At 52.9% G+C, this 15,432-nt stretch carries 14 protein-coding genes and 2 pseudogenes; 8 read left to right on the top strand and 8 right to left on the bottom strand.

Annotation, left to right across the window (positions count from 1 at the left end; all coding sequences use genetic code 11):
• Window positions 1-150 precede the first annotated feature (150 nt).
• The gene (locus TRICHSKD4_RS05480) at window positions 151-1,500 is read right to left on the bottom strand and encodes an IS5 family transposase (protein WP_009465529.1); all 1,350 of its coding nucleotides are present in this window, start codon (window positions 1,498-1,500) and stop codon (window positions 151-153) included.
• A 115-nt stretch (window positions 1,501-1,615) separates the two neighbouring features.
• Between TRICHSKD4_RS05480 and TRICHSKD4_RS32220 the strand changes: the two genes are divergently transcribed.
• Window positions 1,616-1,786 (top strand): EAL domain-containing protein, encoded by a 171-nt coding sequence (locus tag TRICHSKD4_RS32220; RefSeq protein ID WP_083782738.1) that lies wholly within the window; start codon window positions 1,616-1,618, stop codon window positions 1,784-1,786.
• Window positions 1,787-1,982: 196 nt separating this feature from the next.
• Here TRICHSKD4_RS32220 and TRICHSKD4_RS05475 read toward each other — a convergent pair whose 3' ends face one another.
• Together TRICHSKD4_RS05475 and TRICHSKD4_RS05470 are read right to left on the bottom strand one after the other, a co-directional pair.
• Entirely contained in the window at window positions 1,983-3,194 is a 1,212-nt protein-coding gene (locus TRICHSKD4_RS05475; protein ID WP_009466468.1) for a vWA domain-containing protein, read from the bottom strand.
• A gap of 261 nt (window positions 3,195-3,455) precedes the next feature.
• The gene (locus TRICHSKD4_RS05470) at window positions 3,456-3,707 is read right to left on the bottom strand and encodes a ribbon-helix-helix domain-containing protein (RefSeq protein WP_009466467.1); all 252 of its coding nucleotides are present in this window, start codon (window positions 3,705-3,707) and stop codon (window positions 3,456-3,458) included.
• Here TRICHSKD4_RS05470 and TRICHSKD4_RS29030 point away from each other — a divergent pair.
• Together TRICHSKD4_RS29030 and TRICHSKD4_RS31590 are read left to right on the top strand one after the other, a co-directional pair.
• A pseudogene (locus TRICHSKD4_RS29030) lies at window positions 3,659-3,862 on the top strand (transposase); the annotation flags it as partial. The gene TRICHSKD4_RS05470 and the pseudogene TRICHSKD4_RS29030 sit on opposite strands and share 49 nt — an antisense overlap.
• Window positions 3,859-3,963 (top strand): annotated as a pseudogene (locus TRICHSKD4_RS31590) (phage tail protein); the annotation flags it as partial. The pseudogenes TRICHSKD4_RS29030 and TRICHSKD4_RS31590, both read left to right, overlap by 4 nt.
• 206 nt (window positions 3,964-4,169) lie before the next feature.
• On the opposite strand, the gene TRICHSKD4_RS32215 reads toward TRICHSKD4_RS31590, so the two are convergent.
• On the bottom strand, window positions 4,170-4,481 hold the full coding sequence (locus TRICHSKD4_RS32215) for a hypothetical protein (RefSeq protein ID WP_009466464.1): 312 nt from the start codon (window positions 4,479-4,481) through the stop codon (window positions 4,170-4,172).
• Between the two features lie 208 nt (window positions 4,482-4,689).
• On the opposite strand from TRICHSKD4_RS32215, the gene TRICHSKD4_RS05460 reads away from it, so the two are divergent.
• A complete protein-coding gene (locus tag TRICHSKD4_RS05460; protein ID WP_009466463.1) occupies window positions 4,690-5,487 on the top strand; it encodes an alpha/beta fold hydrolase in 798 nt (265 codons plus the stop codon).
• Between the two features lie 170 nt (window positions 5,488-5,657).
• A complete protein-coding gene (locus TRICHSKD4_RS05455) occupies window positions 5,658-7,064 on the top strand; it encodes a uracil-xanthine permease family protein (protein ID WP_009466462.1) in 1,407 nt (468 codons plus the stop codon).
• A gap of 54 nt (window positions 7,065-7,118) precedes the next feature.
• Here the strand turns inward: TRICHSKD4_RS05455 and TRICHSKD4_RS05450 are convergent, their stop codons facing one another.
• Window positions 7,119-8,303 carry an NAD(P)/FAD-dependent oxidoreductase gene (locus tag TRICHSKD4_RS05450; protein ID WP_009466461.1) on the bottom strand — a complete coding sequence of 395 codons (1,185 nt, stop codon included), beginning with the start codon at window positions 8,301-8,303 and terminating at the stop codon, window positions 7,119-7,121.
• Window positions 8,304-8,409: 106 nt separating this feature from the next.
• A complete protein-coding gene (locus TRICHSKD4_RS05445; RefSeq protein WP_139051977.1) occupies window positions 8,410-10,416 on the bottom strand; it encodes a methyl-accepting chemotaxis protein in 2,007 nt (668 codons plus the stop codon).
• Between the two features lie 137 nt (window positions 10,417-10,553).
• On the opposite strand from TRICHSKD4_RS05445, the gene TRICHSKD4_RS05440 reads away from it, so the two are divergent.
• A complete protein-coding gene (locus tag TRICHSKD4_RS05440; protein WP_009466457.1) occupies window positions 10,554-11,438 on the top strand; it encodes a DMT family transporter in 885 nt (294 codons plus the stop codon).
• On the opposite strand, the gene TRICHSKD4_RS05435 is transcribed toward TRICHSKD4_RS05440, so the two are convergent.
• Window positions 11,439-12,293, bottom strand: a complete 855-nt coding sequence (locus tag TRICHSKD4_RS05435) for a YihY/virulence factor BrkB family protein (RefSeq protein WP_009466456.1) — start codon at window positions 12,291-12,293, stop codon at window positions 11,439-11,441. It abuts the gene before it with no gap.
• A gap of 165 nt (window positions 12,294-12,458) precedes the next feature.
• Here TRICHSKD4_RS05435 and TRICHSKD4_RS05430 point away from each other — a divergent pair, with 165 nt between their 5' ends.
• Complete coding sequence (locus tag TRICHSKD4_RS05430) at window positions 12,459-14,147, top strand: acyl-CoA dehydrogenase family protein (RefSeq protein WP_009466455.1); 1,689 nt, start codon at window positions 12,459-12,461, stop codon at window positions 14,145-14,147.
• Between the two features lie 98 nt (window positions 14,148-14,245).
• Window positions 14,246-14,641 (top strand): YkvA family protein, encoded by a 396-nt coding sequence (locus TRICHSKD4_RS05425; RefSeq protein ID WP_009466454.1) that lies wholly within the window; start codon window positions 14,246-14,248, stop codon window positions 14,639-14,641.
• Here the strand turns inward: TRICHSKD4_RS05425 and TRICHSKD4_RS05420 are convergent.
• Window positions 14,638-15,129, bottom strand: a complete 492-nt coding sequence (locus TRICHSKD4_RS05420) for a hypothetical protein (RefSeq protein WP_009466453.1) — start codon at window positions 15,127-15,129, stop codon at window positions 14,638-14,640. The two genes, TRICHSKD4_RS05425 and TRICHSKD4_RS05420, sit on opposite strands and share 4 nt — an antisense overlap.
• Window positions 15,130-15,432: the final 303 nt, after the last annotated feature.

The raw sequence follows: 15,432 nt of genomic DNA, 5'->3' as shown, positions 1-15,432 counted from the left end.
ACAGCGCACACAAACTCGATAGGGCAACTGCCACGCTTAAAGCGTGGCGCACTCTCTGAAATAGAATAAGTCACGTTAACCGGCAGCATTGGCTGGCTTTCAAACGTTTCTCGTATTTCCGGCGTATCATTAGTCCGCCCTGAACAACGTCTAAGCCATTGATGTTGCGCGTGGCCGAAGCAATACGCAAATATTCGATTTGACCGGTTTGGGGATGGGGTTTGTGATCCAGAGCAGCAAAATGATCAGTGCATTGAGGATCAGACGCAGGTTATGACCGGCTGCGGCCAGCAGGGCGTTGATGGCATCGCCATTTTTGCCATTGAGGAAGTTCCGGTCAAGTCGTCCATCTGTTTTCATGTGGCCGATGGTGGCCTCGATCGCTGATCGTCGTTTCAGCTCACGCTTCATCTGTGCCGTCAGCCCGCGCTTCTGGCCGGAGATCATGACCTTGGCGTCGCCCTCATAATCATGCCCCCGATAGCCACGGTCCACATAGACACGCTCAGCTTTGGTGCCGCAGACTTTCTCAGCCTGACTGATGGTGTCATTCAAGGTGTGCCCATCATAGGGATTGCCCTCAAAAGCCCTCGCCGCAAGAACCAATCCTTCCCGATTGGTCGTGGCAATGCCAACCTTGGCCCCGAACTCGTAAGGTGTTCGCGCCTTGCCCTTGGCAATACAGGCCACTTCCGGCGCATGCATGGAATAAATCTTGTTTTTGTCCTTGGGGGTCTGGGCCAGAAGCCGCTCCACCAGTCCCAGCAGACGGGAGAACCGGTGCTCAAGACCTTCGTTGCCTGCGATCTTGCGGGAGATGTCGCGATAGACCCGGCCCAGATAGGTCTTCAGCTTTTTGAGTTCCCGGCGCATCCGCTTGAACTGTTTGGCATGGGCATAACGGCCCGCCATCAAGGCCGCCTTTTTGGCAACTCTGGTATGGCTGCGACGCAAGATGATGCCGGCCCTCTTGGCCTGGCGCACCAGAAGCTGCAAGGCCTTGTGATAAAGACGGCTATCGGTGGGATGGGCAATGGCTTTGGGTTGAACGGTCGTATCAACCAAGACCCGCTCAAGGCTGCTCTTCTTGATCGTCCCGCTCTCAATCGCAACACCTACCGTAGCAGAAAGAAGCTTTTCCATTCCCTCAGGACCAATCCGTTTGCGCCAGCGGGTCATGGTTGAGGGATCAATGGGGAATTGGTGCTGGAAAAACTCAAAACCGCAGAAAGACTGCCAGTAGGGGTTTTCAACCCAACGCTCAACCGTCTCTTCATCGGAAAGATCGTACATGTGCTTGAGAAAGTGCAGCCCGGCCATCAGACGCGTTGGTTTGGCCGGTCGTCCCAAGGGGCGATAATGCCTGCCGAACTCCGCATCAAATTCATCCCAAGGCATCAGACCAGACAGCCGCACCAACGAATGGTTCATATCGATGATTGCGGCCAGGCGTTCCTTGAACAGATCGCCACACCGTTTGTTGCGTTTTGAAGGTCTCATGAGAATATGCCAGAAAATGCGTGCTTCGGATCAACTAACCGGCATATTCACACATCCAAAACCCAATGGGTATCCATACTCTTCAATCAGTTAAGGGGTTTTTCAGCGCGAACTCATTAATCTGGATCTTGCAGTTGTCGCGGAAGGGATTGAAACAGCCGCGCAACATCGAATTGCGAGTCATCTTGGGTGCGATTACCAGCAAGGATACTTCGTAGGACGTCCGAAACCTGCTATCGAAATCAACAGCGAACCGGGTAAGTTCAAGGTGATTTCAGGCAAATAAAATACCTTCTTCCTCGGTACTCGAATGGACTGAATGACGACTGTAGGAGGCTAGCAAAGGGAGCGTTGTCAAACATTTTGAAGTCGAGTTTTAATAAGTGTTCTGCTTGGATGACAGGCAAAATAATGGCGGCATGGAAGCCGCCATTTTTGTTGGATCTGTAATTGTTGAATTCAGCTTGATACATACACAGACTTTAATAGGCTTCAACAGTCTTTGAAGCTTTGTCGATTTCTGCGGCTGAGTTCGCACTGTAGAAAAAGTCTGCGCTTGTTGCACAAGCTCTCATTGAAGAGGTCGAAGCCCTAACATAATGGGCTCTGTCTGGTTCAACCAACATTGTGTGCACTGTTCTAACCTCTCCCTTTTTGAACTCATCACACCATCTCGGGTTAAAGCTGTAGTTGTAGGGGCGCCAATTAGGTGTCTGGTTCCAAAGGTGCCGATTCGTACCACTTCTCAAGTTTAGATGGTTCACACCGTCCGAGATTATAATGATGTGCTGCTTAACATCTGCTTTTGGCTTTAATGAGCGCAACACCCCATTGAAATCACTGAAAACCCCATGGAAGTTTGTCCCGCCGCCACGGAGGTACTCCCGGTGGATGGCGATTTTGTTGGCCTCACGTTTGAATTTTGAGATGCCTTTGTTCAGGCCTGTTTGAATGTGCAGATAATTTGAAAAGCTGTAAAGACCGGTTCTCAAGTCGACTTCAGTGGCTTCTTCTAGTTGAGTCACGAGGGACTTTAGAGCGTCTTTGACAACGTCAATCCTGAGACGGGCTCCTGCGCTTTTTGCGCGGCTTACACTGCTGTACCAAGGTTCATGGCAAGCGAATTGGCAACCAATGGCTCGTTGCATGATTTGACGATCACGATTACTTGCACCAATTCCCATTGACGGTGAGACATCAACCAAAAAGATAAACTCGTATTTGCCCTGACCGAAGGAAATTGTCGATTCTGAATCTGCAGTATAATCTATGTTGTCGAAGCCCATGGCATGGGTCATGTAGGATTCGTGTTTGCCGCTAATGTTTACATTGGCTTTTACGACTTTTGCTTCCCGGTCGACAATGTTTATTTTGATACTGAATTTTTCTGTCGTTCCATCAAGGGACTTGGTTCGCGCGGTCAGAAATTTGCGTGCGTCGGTTTCGGCGCGTTTTCTCGCCTGATTTTTTGACATTCCATCAGCAACATATTTCCGAAATGTAGTAACTGCGAAGAGCGAGACTTCATCAGCCACAAGTTGGCTCTGGTCGCGCTTGTTATACGCAAATGACATGTCAATCCCAACGGAGATGGCCGCAAGGATCAGTGTGGCTAGAAGTGCAAAGGGGATAGCAATGCTACCCTTAATATTGCCCTTTAGTGCCTGAATGCGATTTTTTATCCCTGTATACATTTGCGTAAGTTCTCCGCTTTGGAGTAAAACTTACGCATAGTAAGTTTATATATTGTTTAAATGAAGATTGCCCCCTGCACCCCAACGATCTGAGCCTCTGCCAGAGCGACGCGCGGGCTTATGAACACCTCTCCATCACCGCTTAGAATTTTAAACCCGGATAAGCCCGAAGGCTCGTTTGTCAATTTCGTAAAAAAATATGCGGCGCGCAACGGCTCTCAACATGCCAGATTGTTGTAATGTCATCATGATGACATGTCATCATGTTGTGTATTTATCAAAGAGCATTTGAAAAGATTCTTCAATCATATCATTGACCGAGCGGCCTTGTTCAATCGCCAGCATTTTAAGCTTACGGCGGGTTTCATCCGAAACAAACGCCCCAACCTGTACCTTGTTGGCACGGCTTGGCGGTTTTCCTTCGGCCTTGGCTTCAAGTTTGCGTATAGGTGTAGTGGTCTGTCCTGCAAGGTGTAGACCTCCCGGAAGAGGTCGCCGACTGGTCGCTGACAAGTATCCAGAGCCGCCTCATCAAAATCGGGGCAAAGGTCGTACGCCATGCGCGCAAAATCACGTTCCAACTGGCAGAGGTGGCTGTATCAGGCTACGTCTTCGGACGAATCCTCGCCGCAATCCGCGCCCTCAAGCCCCCGCCGAGGCCTGCATGACGCTCCAAACAAAGAAAACAACGCAAATGCGGCTCCACAGCTGTGTCTTGTCGCAGCCCAAACGGGATAAAGTCCACGAAAAGCTCAAAAACCGCGCTTACGAAGAAACAGCCTGCCCGATGGACCAATCTTCATTGGTCCCGTGGATTCGGTAAATCGTATTGCCCAGATAGAGTGCCCGTGCCCCAAGAGGATTTTTCGGCCCGCCCGGCATATAAGCAGGAAGCTTGCGTCCCTTTTTCCGCTCCCGTGCAATCATCTCTGGTGGAGGTGTCCAGCCCGGCCACTTGCGCTTGGCCGTGATCTTTTACGTCCCCTTCCAGGTAAACCCTTCTTTACCAACACCGATCCCGTAGCGAACGGCCTTGCCGTTTTCCTGCACATGATAGAGCCAGCGCTTGCGCGTATCGACAATCAATGTCCCCGGCGCTTCATCGGTACGATAGGAAACGGATTTACGTTTGAATTTCTTGCGTGCAATCTTGCTCGCAGCTTCCGGCGTGAGTTTATAGGAAACCCACTTCTTCGTTGCAGGATCGAAGAATGATTGCGCCACCGTTGGGCCCGCAAGCCCCAAACCGACAAGCAAGGCAAGTAGCCATGTAAGCGAACGGACCATTCGAGCACCCTTAGTCGAGGAAAACAAAAACAAATTTAGGCAGAATCACATCTGCAGTCAGTTGGTTGAATAGCCGAATTCCAATGGCTTTGAACAGACGAAACACCGCTCAAACGCTGTGAATTCAAGAAAACCGCACTAAGCTGTTGCAGCGGCTTACTTTCAAAAATATGTCTATATCCGATATTTCCCATCAATCAGGACCTTCATGACAGATCTTCGCCCAAACCCACGCGTGACCCTTCCCTATCGCGAGCAGAACTGCACAAAGGCACCTGAGGGAAAACCAGTGATCCTGTTGCATGGATTTGGCGGAGATTCCCAATCCTACACACATATTCAGACCGCACTCTCGACCACGCGAAGATCAATTGCGTTCGACCTGCCCGGCCACGGTCAAGCCCTTGACTGGCCCGTAGTTGGCAACGCTGGTGTTGCTGCGAAGGCAGTACTGCAGTCTCTTGAGACAATGGACCTGGATCGTGTGCATCTTGTGGGTCATTCCATGGGCGGAGCAGCTGCTGCAATCGCCACCCTGAAAGAGCCAGAGCGCTTTGCCAGCCTGACACTTCTGGCGCCCGGAGGGTTTGGCCCCGAGATCAATTACAAGCTCTTGCGCCGATATGCGTCCGCCTCTGAGCCAGAGTTGATGGAAATTCTTTTGGAACAATTCTTTGGCTGGGAATTCCGCCTGCCAAAATTCCTTGCCAGGACAGCGGCAGAGGCCCGCGCCAAACCCGGGACCAACGCCACACTGGAAGCCATAGTCGAAGAGCTTCTGGATGGAACTGTCCAAAAAACGCTGCCAGTTAAGGAGCTGGCTTCACTGTCACTACCAGTCAAGGTTATCTGGGGCACTCAGGACCGCGTTTTGCCAACACGACAGGCTCACAAACTTCCCGGGGAAATAGCAACCCATGTGTTCGACAAGGTGGGCCATATGCCACATCTTGAAGTGGCCGATGCGGTTGTTCGCCTGATCTTGCAAAACGCCGCAGTTGAATGACGCGGCAATTTACTTCGTTTGCAAGAAAGTGTTTCTTGCAACTTTAATTTCCGTAAATGTGGTTAGGTGATTGTCCTCACCGGAAAAATGCTGGCGTAATGGTGTTCGTTAATAACCATTAAGAAGTTCACGTGTCCAGAGGGGGGCACTGCTTCCGCAAAGGAGCTGGCATGACACTCGACAAAAGCGGCCTTGGCACTGCCGAACAGCTGCGCGACCCCAACTACACCCCACCCTTGGCCAAAGCGATCCCGCTAGGGGTCCAGCATGTACTGGCCATGTTCGTCAGCAACGTGACACCTGCCATCATCATCGCCGGTGCTGCCGGTTTCGGATTCGGGTCCAACTCACCCGACTTTCCGAACATGATCTACATGATCCAGATGTCGATGCTGTTTGCCGGTATCGCCACGCTATTTCAGACTATCGGCTTTGGCCCGGTTGGAGCCCGACTACCAATCGTGCAGGGCACCAGCTTTGCTTTTATTCCAATCATGATCCCGCTGGTTGCGGGCAAAGGTGTTGATGCCATGGCCGTGCTGATGGGCGGGGTCCTGGTTGGCGGTCTATTTCATGCCTGCTTGGCACCTTTCATCGGCAAGATCCGGTTTGCGCTGCCGCCGCTTGTGACAGGCCTTGTCGTCACCATGATTGGTCTCGCCCTCGTCAAAGTTGGCATTCAATATGCCGCTGGCGGTGTGCCTGCAATTGGCAAACCCGAATATGGCAGCTTGCAGAACTGGTTTGTCGCTGGCGTCGTGATCGTCGTTACGCTCGGGCTGAAGTTTTTCGCACGCGGAATGCTGTCGGTCTCTGCAGTTCTTCTCGGATTGCTCGTCGGATACATCGTTGCATTTGCGATGGGCATGGTAAGCTTTGCTAACGTCGGGCGCGCTGCACCCTTCGCTCTGCCAAACCCACTGCATTTCGGGCTGGAGTTCTCCGTTGCAGCCATTGTCGGCTTCTGCCTGATGAGCTTCATCTCAGCCATCGAAACGGTGGGCGACGTATCCGGCATCACCAAGGGCGGTGCTGGGCGCGAAGCACGCGAGGAAGAAATCTCCGGCGCCACATACGCTGACGGTATCGGGACAGCTATTGCCGGCTTGTTTGGCGGGCTTCCAAACACATCTTTCAGCCAAAATGTCGGTCTGATCGCCATGACCGGTGTCATGAGCCGTCACGTTGTTACCATTGGCGCGATATTCCTGATCATCGCCGGGCTTGTTCCGAAAGTGGGCGCGATCGTGTCAACGGTGCCTATTGAGGTGCTCGGCGGCGGCGTGATCGTGATGTTCGGCATGGTGGTTGCGGCCGGTGTCTCTATGCTGTCTGACGTGGACTGGAGCCGTCGCAATATGGTGATCTTTGCAGTTTCTTTGTCCATCGGACTGGGTCTGCAATTGGAGCCAGGTGCGCTACAGCATCTGCCCGGCACGGCCAAGGTTCTGCTGTCATCAGGCCTGCTGCCAGCTGCTTTCCTTGCCATTGTCCTCAATCTGGTCTTGCCAGATGAATTGAGCGACGAGCAGACCGAGGAAATATCCGGCGGTCACGCAAGCTCCAAGAAGGACTAAAACAAAAATCCCCGCCTCGAGGAGGCGGGGTTATTAATTTGCCTGAGATTCGGATCAAGCATCTGGTAGCAAGGCATCCCGCCAGACTTCGCCAATGACCCGCCGCGCCATCATGTGAGACCGCGGTGAATTGATACTGTCGACAGCAATCAATTGATCATTTTTCAGATAGGCGACGTAGAACTTGTTGTCTTCTCGCGACCCAACCGTGAGGACCCGGTCGTAACCGTCCGACAAACCTGCGATCTGTAGCTTGATATTGTATTGGTCAGACCAGAACCACGGAAGTGGGTCGTAATCTGCTTCTTCTCCCAAAAGGGATTGCGCCACAATTTTCGCCTGATCAATTGCGTTCTGAACACTTTCCATCCGCACCGATCGACCATACCGATTGGAGAAAAACCGGGTGCAGTCGCCAGTGGCATAGATGTTCTCATCGCTGGTCATACCCGCACCATCAACAAGAATACCGTTGTCGACATCAAGCCCGACATCCACCGCAAGATCGTCATTCGGCTCTGCACCAATAGCAACCAACACAACATCTGCCGGGATCTCCTCACCAGATGAGAGTTTGACGCCACTGACCGCAGTCTCTCCCACTAGTGCGTCAATGCCTGTCTGAAGAAGAAACTTTACACCGTGGCCTTCATGTAGCTCGGTGAAGTAGGCCGATGTTTCGGCCGAAACGACACGCTGTAGCGGGCGTTCCTGCATTTCGACGATGGAAACGTTTTTCCCTAGGGTCTTGGCAACAGCAGCCACCTCGAGACCAATATAGCCGCCCCCGATAATGACGAGGTTTTGGCCGTCCATCAGTTTCGGGCGGATCTGGTCAACATCTGCAATTCCACGCAGCGACAAAACACCGTCCAGTTCAGCCCCAGGAAGAGGAAGTTTACGGGCCTTTGTGCCGGTCGCCAAAACAAGCTTGCCATAGTCCAAAGTATCTTCGTTGGACAGCTTCACCTGCTTGTTTTCACGATCAATGCCAATCACATCAAGATCAGGAATGAAATCGATGTTCTGCGTCTCATAAAAGGCTGGCGGCCGCAGCCACAGCCCTTCAGGGCCCACTTCTCCAGCTAGAAATTTCTTGGACAATGGCGGGCGCTGATAGGGGAGATGTGGCTCATTCCCAATCATGCGGATGATGCCTTCATATCCGCCCTGTCTCAAAGACTGCGCCGTTTGAGCTCCTGCCTGACCTGCTCCAACAATGACTACGCTGTCCTGCATGCAATTCGCCTTCCTCGCACCGTTTCGCTGTGCGTAGCACGAAGAAAAGCAACGTGCCAGATGACGAATTGTCGTCATCTGGCTCAAATTTGTATTCAATGAAAAATCAGGCGCTTCGAACACCGTCAAGGAACGCAGAAACCTCATCCCGAATGAGAGCCCCTTGCGCACTCAGGTCACCAGCAAGCGTATCGACCGACGCCCCATTTTGGCGCGCAAGGTTGGCCGCATTCCCGATAGTCCCCATCCGGCACGCGCCTTCATCCGAACGACCAGCAGCGGTTGCAACATTTCCGGAAATCGCATGGACCGCATGATCTTGCTGTTCCACCGCAGCAGCCACCGCTTCAGCCAGACTTTCCATGCTCTCGATAATGCTGCTGACTTCCTCAATTGCGCTGACAGCTTGAGTAGACGACACCTGAATAGCTTCAATCTGGGACGCAATATCCTCAGTCGCCTTTGATGTTTGATCTGCCAATTGCTTCACTTCAGCAGCCACAACGGCAAATCCCTTGCCTGCCTCGCCGGCGCGGGCGGCCTCAATTGTCGCGTTCAGTGCCAGCAAGTTGGTCTGATTGGCGATATCACGGATAAGCCCCATGACTTCGCCAATGCGGTCTGCTGCATTGGACAATTCCCGCATGGTGTGAACCGTGGACGATGCGCTTTGAGCTGCCTGTTGCGCGACAACCGTGGACTGGCGGGTCTGACTGGAAATCTGAGAAATGGACTGAGACAAATCCTCAGCTGAGCGCGCCGCTGCTGCCACATTCTCCGCTGCGCCCTTCATGGCATCTTCTGCATCCGAAGACTGCGACGCCACATCGTCCGCTGCTTTTTCCATGGATTGGGATGTTACGCGCAGTTCATCATTCGACTGGTCAAGACTGTCCAACGCGTTGAAGACGGTTGCTTCAAAATGACCAATCAAATCCTCAAGCCGCGACACACGCTGAGATCGCGCCTCATTTTCATCTGCTTGCATATCTGCAAGCCGCACTCTTTCGATCGCGTTTTCCTTGAACACCTGAACGGTCTGGCTGATCGACGCCAATTCCGACTTGCCCTGCACCACTGGCACCTCAATCGCCGTGTCGCCAGCGGCAAGTTGCTGCATGGCTTTTTGAAGCCGTCCCAAAGGTCGTGCAATCGATTGGCCGATCATAATGGCAACAATCGGAAGCAGGATCAGCAAACCGAGAATAGCCCCGCCAATAGCATAGGCAGCAATCGTTCTGGACTGCTCGAGGCGGATTGCAGCTTCTGATTGCGACTGTGTTGCAGCCCCGTTCAGGACCGAAATTTGGGGAGGCATAAGCTCAAACAGGTCAGCCAGTTCCACTGTCAGACCACCAACACGGGCCACACCCTTTGTATAGGCGTCGAATGCCGCCTTATACTTGACCATGTTCTGGCCCAGTTCATCCTTGATCTGATTGGAGATATAGACCTTTTTCAGCAGCTTCTCAAAAGCGGTATATTGCGTGTTAAACACCTCAATCGCCGCAGATGATCTGTTCAAGGTGAATTCTTTTTCGGCCAATTGCACGACGAGAATGGCTCTCGCCAGTTTTTCAAAGTCAGGCCCCCCACCAAATTTCATTTCCTCCTTGAGGCGATGCTTGACGGCACCAGCCGTCTCGGCAAGTTCGAGGCCATATCCTTCGGTAGGAGTATAGCCAATTTGCCGCTGCACCTCATCAAGTCCGGTAAACGTGGCTTCGATAGTTCTGAGGTTTTCTTCAAGGTCAGATACGTTCTGCCCCTGCCCAACAGCCGCTTTCTGGGAAGCAACCAGTGCAAGATTATGCCGAACCTGACTAAGACGTTCAGTAAAGCTCTGGACAGCCGCATCTGAAGGTGTAACCAGATAGTCGCGTTCAATCTGTTGCAAGGATGTGGTCGTCTTCAGAAGATCAGAGACGGTATCAGCAAGTTCGGAACTCTCAGTCATGCGCGCAAACGCATCATTGAGCTGCGCTTGGCTCCAGAAGAACACGCCGCCAATGGCCACGAGACCAAAAATTGTCACGAAACTAAGCGCGAGAATTCGCATCTTCACGGAGAGGTCGAAAACAGTGCGGAATGGAGCTTTCAACGCCTTGGTCATGCCCATGAGCCCTTTGCCTGATCAGCCGAATATGGTTTCAAGTGTGACCAAACTTCCGCAAAAATATCGAAACAATTATTAACAAACGCAGCAAAACAAGAAACAAATCGAAAACGAACAAGAAAAAGCAGAAACTCTTGGAAAATCTTGTCAGAATTGCCCCCGCCATTTTTGTCCTTCTTTGGTCAACCGGTTTTATCGGCTCCAAGCTCGGCGCCCCTTATGCTGAGCCTATGGTATTTTTGACCATTCGCTTTATCGCAGTTCTACCATTTCTTGCCTTAATTGCTTGGTGGGCAAAAACAAAATGGCCTCGGGAAATTGGCCAAATTCTTCACTGCGTTGTAATCGGCGCTCTGGTACACGGAATTTATTTGGGTGGCGTTTTCTGGGCGATCAAACAGGGAATGCCCGCGGGCGCAAGCGCTATTGTTGTCGGTCTTCAGCCCGTGCTCAGTGCGGTAACCGCAGCTGTATTATTGGGCGAACGCATCGTGCCAAAACACTGGCTCGGGCTTCTTATAGGCGGAGCAGGTCTGGTTCTGGTCCTTGGAGCAAAATTGAACATCGACGGCTCTGGCATCAATGGCCTGACAATTTTGGCGGCCTTTCTGGCCGTTCTGGCCATCAGTGTTGGTACGGTCTACCAAAAACGCTTCGTCCCAAACACCGACCTCTTGGCGGCGACCATCTGGCAATATGCCGGAGCAATTGCGGTTACTCTGCCCCTGAGCTTTTACGAAAGCTGGACGGTTATGTGGAGCGGGCAGTTTATCTTCGCGCTTGGCTGGCTGGTCTTCGTTCTATCCATCGGAGCGATCCTGCTGCTAATGTTCCTGATCCGGCAGGGTGCCGTTTCGCAGGTTGCCTCCCTATTCTACCTTGTCCCGGTCGCCACAGCGATTGAGAGCTATTTCCTTTTTGGCGAAGAGCTCACACTCATTCAGATACTCGGCATGGGGCTAGTTGTGGGCGCGGTCCTTTTGATCCGCTCCAAGATATCGCTCAAGCGGGCAAGCTGATCAGCCAGAGGAAGCAATGCGCCGCAATCGGATCATGGATGCATTCAACTCGCCGCCCAAGATGAAACCGAGCGAGCAGATATAAAGGAAAACGACGGCAGACATGATGCCGGCCAGACCACCATAAGTCGTCACATAGGTCGCGAATTTGGCTAGGTAAGCACCAAAGACGGCGCCTGCGACCATCCACATGACCAATGTCGCCACCACGCCCGGTAAAAGCTCGCGAAATTTTCGGCTGCCGGACGGCAGGATCCAGTGTGTCAGCAAAAGCCCGATGGTCAAAAGCGATCCGGCGACCGAGTACCGTGCCACATCAATGGTCACCAGAAACTCCTCAGCTGCGGGGATCCAGTTGACAACGGTTTTGATGACCAAGGGGGCAAGAACAACCAGGAATGTATAGGCGATCAACACCACTGCTCCCAGAATGACCAACCCAAGCGATTGAAGCCGAAGGAACACAATCGAGCGCTTTTCCTGCTGTCGGTAGGCCCGGTTCAAGGCAGACCGCATGGCCTCGACACCGTTAGAGGCAAACCACAGAGCCCCCACAACACCGAATGTCAAAAGGTCACCACGAGGAACTGTCAGCACCCGGTGAATTTCATCGACGAGGGGCTTCGCAACATTTTCCGGCCACGCATCAAACACCAGATTTGACGCCCTGTCTGCAGCATCATGAAACCCCATGAAACCGGCAAGCGCAGCAATAAAAATCAACAATGGAAAGACGGCCAGAAGCGCCGACAAGGCGACATGGCTTGCCATGGCATATCCGTCATCATTGACGAAATGGCCCAACGCGTCCTTCAGGACAAGATAGGTGGTCGTGATCGTGCGTGTCCAAATCATGAGACGATGTGATGGCCTTAGACCCAAAAGGTCAAGTTCTGCCAAAGTGCCACGTCACTTCATCCAAAAGAAGTACAAATGAGGGCTCGACAAACCACCTGCTGCAACGCAACATATATACAGATTAGACGCCCTGTGCGAAACAAATGAAAACGGAGAGACTAAATGTCCACTGCCGCAGTGACGGCTCCGCAAGTCGGAGAAACCTTGCAGGACTTGACCGCCGCAGCGCTCGCGCCGCTGGATCATTTGCTGGATACCGCAACGCGGCAGGTGCGCGCCAGAGTAACCGTCGAGGGCCGGATTTCCTCATCCGCCATGGAAGCTGAACAACGTGCGGCACATGGCCTTGCCTGGTTGGCAACCTATGTCGAATCCCTGCACCAAATGAACGACTATTCAGCGCGCTTGGCCGAACAAGGCGCCTATGGCGAGTTGGAGGAGCTTCTCGTTCGCCTTGGTTTTGCTGAATATCTCGCTCAGATCTTTGGCGGCATACCAATGAACCAGGGCGAATTTGTCCGCCTTGCCGACCTTGGGATCAGCCCATCCGACATTTCCGCCGCCAGAACTCCTGAAATCGAGGAACTTATCGCCAGCGGCAACACGCCAGACATTCGGGCCCGCATTGCAGAACTCATTCGCCATAAGGCTGGAGAATCGACATTCGGGGCAACAGGCCTTGATGAAACCATGGAGCAAATCCGCAATGAAATGCGGCGCTTTGCAGAAGAAACTGTGGTTCCCAATGCCCATGAATGGCATTTGAAAAACGAATACATCCCCCTCGATGTCATCAGCCAGATGTCTGAGCTTGGTGTCTTCGGCCTGACCATCCCGGAAGAATATGGCGGGCTGGGGCTCGGCAAGGAAGCCATGTGCGTTGTCTCCGAAGAGCTTTCCCGCGCCTATATCGGTGTTGGCTCTCTTGGAACCCGATCTGAGATTGCAGCGGAACTCATCTTGTGTGGCGGCACAAACGAACAAAAGGAAAAGTGGTTACCACTGATCGCCTCCGGTGAAACTCTCCCAACGGCCGTCTTCACAGAACCGAACACCGGCTCTGATCTGGCCTCATTGAAGACCCGCGCCATCAAGGAAGGCGACACTTGGAAAATTTCCGGCAACAAGACCTGGATCACCCATCCGGTTCGCGCCGACATTATGACGCTGTTGGCCCGAACCAACCCGAACGAACCGGGTTATAAAGGCCTCTCCATGTTCATTGCTGAAAAACCGCGCGGGGATGATGACACCCCGTTCCCGGCAGAAGGCATGAGCGGCGGCGAGATCGAGGTACTCGGCTATCGCGGCATGAAAGAGTATGAAATTGCCTTCGACGGGTTCGAAGTCAGCAATGAAAACCTCTTGGGTCAGGTTGAGGGACAGGGTTTCAAGCAGCTGATGCAGACCTTTGAAGGTGCCCGCATCCAGACTGCAGCCCGCGCTCTCGGTGTTGCGCAGTCTGCCCTTGATCTTGGCCTTCGCTATGCAGAAGATCGCATTCAGTTCGGCAAACCACTGATTTCCTTCCCACGTGTATCCGACAAACTTGCGCTTATGGCGGCTGAAGTCATGACTGCTCGCCAGCTCACTTACTTCTCTGCATGGGAAAAGGATTCAGGTCGTCGTTGCGATCTGGAGGCAGGTATGGCCAAGCTGCTCGGCGCCCGCGTCGCATGGGCCGCTGCCGACAATGCCTTGCAAATCCACGGCGGAAATGGGTTTGCGCTGGAATACGCGGTTTCCCGCGTTCTCTGCGATGCCCGCATCCTCAATATTTTTGAAGGCGCAGCAGAAATTCAGGCCCAGGTCATTGCCCGGCGCATTCTCGAAACCCGCGCTCTCGACTAGGCTGTGTCGCGAACAAACCGATGGCAAAACCCATCGCGATTTGCAAATGACCTTTCGCGTTCCTATCTTTTAGCAAGACAAGGAATGCGAAAGGCTTCATGACATCTCCTTTTGACGATATCGGATTTGATCCGCACAAGCTCGGCGATGAAGACGAGCAAAATCAATCCGTGCGCCAGAGACTGCTCGGAACCGCGCGCAAAGCCGCACGTCAGGTTCCGTTCATGGAAGATGTTGTTGCAGGATATTATTGCGCCCTTGATCCTGCAACACCCGCCAAGGTGCGCGGAGCCCTGCTTGCCGCACTAGCCTATTTCGTGTTGCCACTGGATGTCGTTCCCGATTTCATTTTCGGGCTCGGTTTTGGCGACGACGCGACTGTATTGATGGCGACCCTTGCCATGATCCGCGGTCACATTCGGCAAGAACATTTTGACCTCGCCCGCGAGGCGCTAAAAGACGATGACTTGCCAGAGCCACCAACGGAAAACTAACCCCCGCTTTCGGAATTAGCGACTGTAGCGCTCATCCAACAGCCGGAAAGCCGCCCGGCAACAAGCCAATAGGTAAATCCGGCCAAAAATCCGCCCGCCAGAACCACGGAAGACCCGGGCCGTAATCCGCTGGTCATGAGCTCGTTGCTGCCGAACATCCAGATACCAAGCGCAATCGCTCCGGCAACTCCCACATGAAACATAATACCGCGCAGCCGTAAAACTTCGGCAACAGCGATGGCAACCAAGGCCGGGAAAAACACCACACCGCCAATCGCGCTGGCCGCTATAGCCCCAGTGGAGAAAGTGGCCACGATTGCATAGGGCTCAGATGCATCGTCCCCGTGCCCGAAAAAGCCCCAGGCAATGAAAACACCAAGCACAAGAACCGCCAAAACGAACCCGAAGGAGATGCGGAGAAGCTGAAAAAACAGCCGCGAAGCGGAATACATTGCCTCGGATTCGTCCTGTGGGAGTTTGGTGGTCATAACGCGGTTCACGCTCCAGAATCAGATTTTTCGCCGCCGATGCTGACGAAGGCAAATCCAGTCAAGAATAGACAAACACCAAACAACAATGACAAATCAACCGCATTCAGGCGAGAAAGCGAAGAGAACCAGTGCCCCTCAGGGCTATTACCAGTTGACTTTTGGCCACTTTGGCTGGATTTTTAGACACGGCTACATAGTCAGAGCCAGCTAATCGCCTCGGCGCTTGCGATCGAGGGTTTTGGTGCATCCTGACCCAGCCAGTTTAACCGATGTTGTTTAACGTTAGAGGAGATAGCGACC

The sequence above is a fragment of the Roseibium sp. TrichSKD4 genome (genome assembly GCF_000148725.1).
Lineage (GTDB): Bacteria > Pseudomonadota > Alphaproteobacteria > Rhizobiales > Stappiaceae > Roseibium.
The sequence above is the reverse complement of the archived record's forward strand: the minus strand, read 5'-3'. Positions and strand labels throughout refer to the sequence as shown.

What these genes read in the sequence shown, in the direction of transcription:
- TRICHSKD4_RS05460 (WP_009466463.1), top strand. Translation starts at nt 4,690, where the DNA reads ATGACAGATCTTCGCCCAAACCCACGCGTGACCCTTCCCTATCGCGAG.
- TRICHSKD4_RS05475 (WP_009466468.1), bottom strand. Translation starts at nt 3,194, where the DNA reads ATGTATACAGGGATAAAAAATCGCATTCAGGCACTAAAGGGCAATATT.
- TRICHSKD4_RS05420 (WP_009466453.1), bottom strand. Translation starts at nt 15,129, where the DNA reads ATGACCACCAAACTCCCACAGGACGAATCCGAGGCAATGTATTCCGCT.
- TRICHSKD4_RS05430 (WP_009466455.1), top strand. Translation starts at nt 12,459, where the DNA reads ATGTCCACTGCCGCAGTGACGGCTCCGCAAGTCGGAGAAACCTTGCAG.
- TRICHSKD4_RS05455 (WP_009466462.1), top strand. Translation starts at nt 5,658, where the DNA reads ATGACACTCGACAAAAGCGGCCTTGGCACTGCCGAACAGCTGCGCGAC.
- TRICHSKD4_RS32215 (WP_009466464.1), bottom strand. Translation starts at nt 4,481, where the DNA reads ATGGTCCGTTCGCTTACATGGCTACTTGCCTTGCTTGTCGGTTTGGGG.
- TRICHSKD4_RS05425 (WP_009466454.1), top strand. Translation starts at nt 14,246, where the DNA reads ATGACATCTCCTTTTGACGATATCGGATTTGATCCGCACAAGCTCGGC.
- TRICHSKD4_RS05450 (WP_009466461.1), bottom strand. Translation starts at nt 8,303, where the DNA reads ATGCAGGACAGCGTAGTCATTGTTGGAGCAGGTCAGGCAGGAGCTCAA.
- TRICHSKD4_RS05480 (WP_009465529.1), bottom strand. Translation starts at nt 1,500, where the DNA reads ATGAGACCTTCAAAACGCAACAAACGGTGTGGCGATCTGTTCAAGGAA.
- TRICHSKD4_RS05445 (WP_139051977.1), bottom strand. Translation starts at nt 10,416, where the DNA reads ATGACCAAGGCGTTGAAAGCTCCATTCCGCACTGTTTTCGACCTCTCC.
- TRICHSKD4_RS05435 (WP_009466456.1), bottom strand. Translation starts at nt 12,293, where the DNA reads ATGATTTGGACACGCACGATCACGACCACCTATCTTGTCCTGAAGGAC.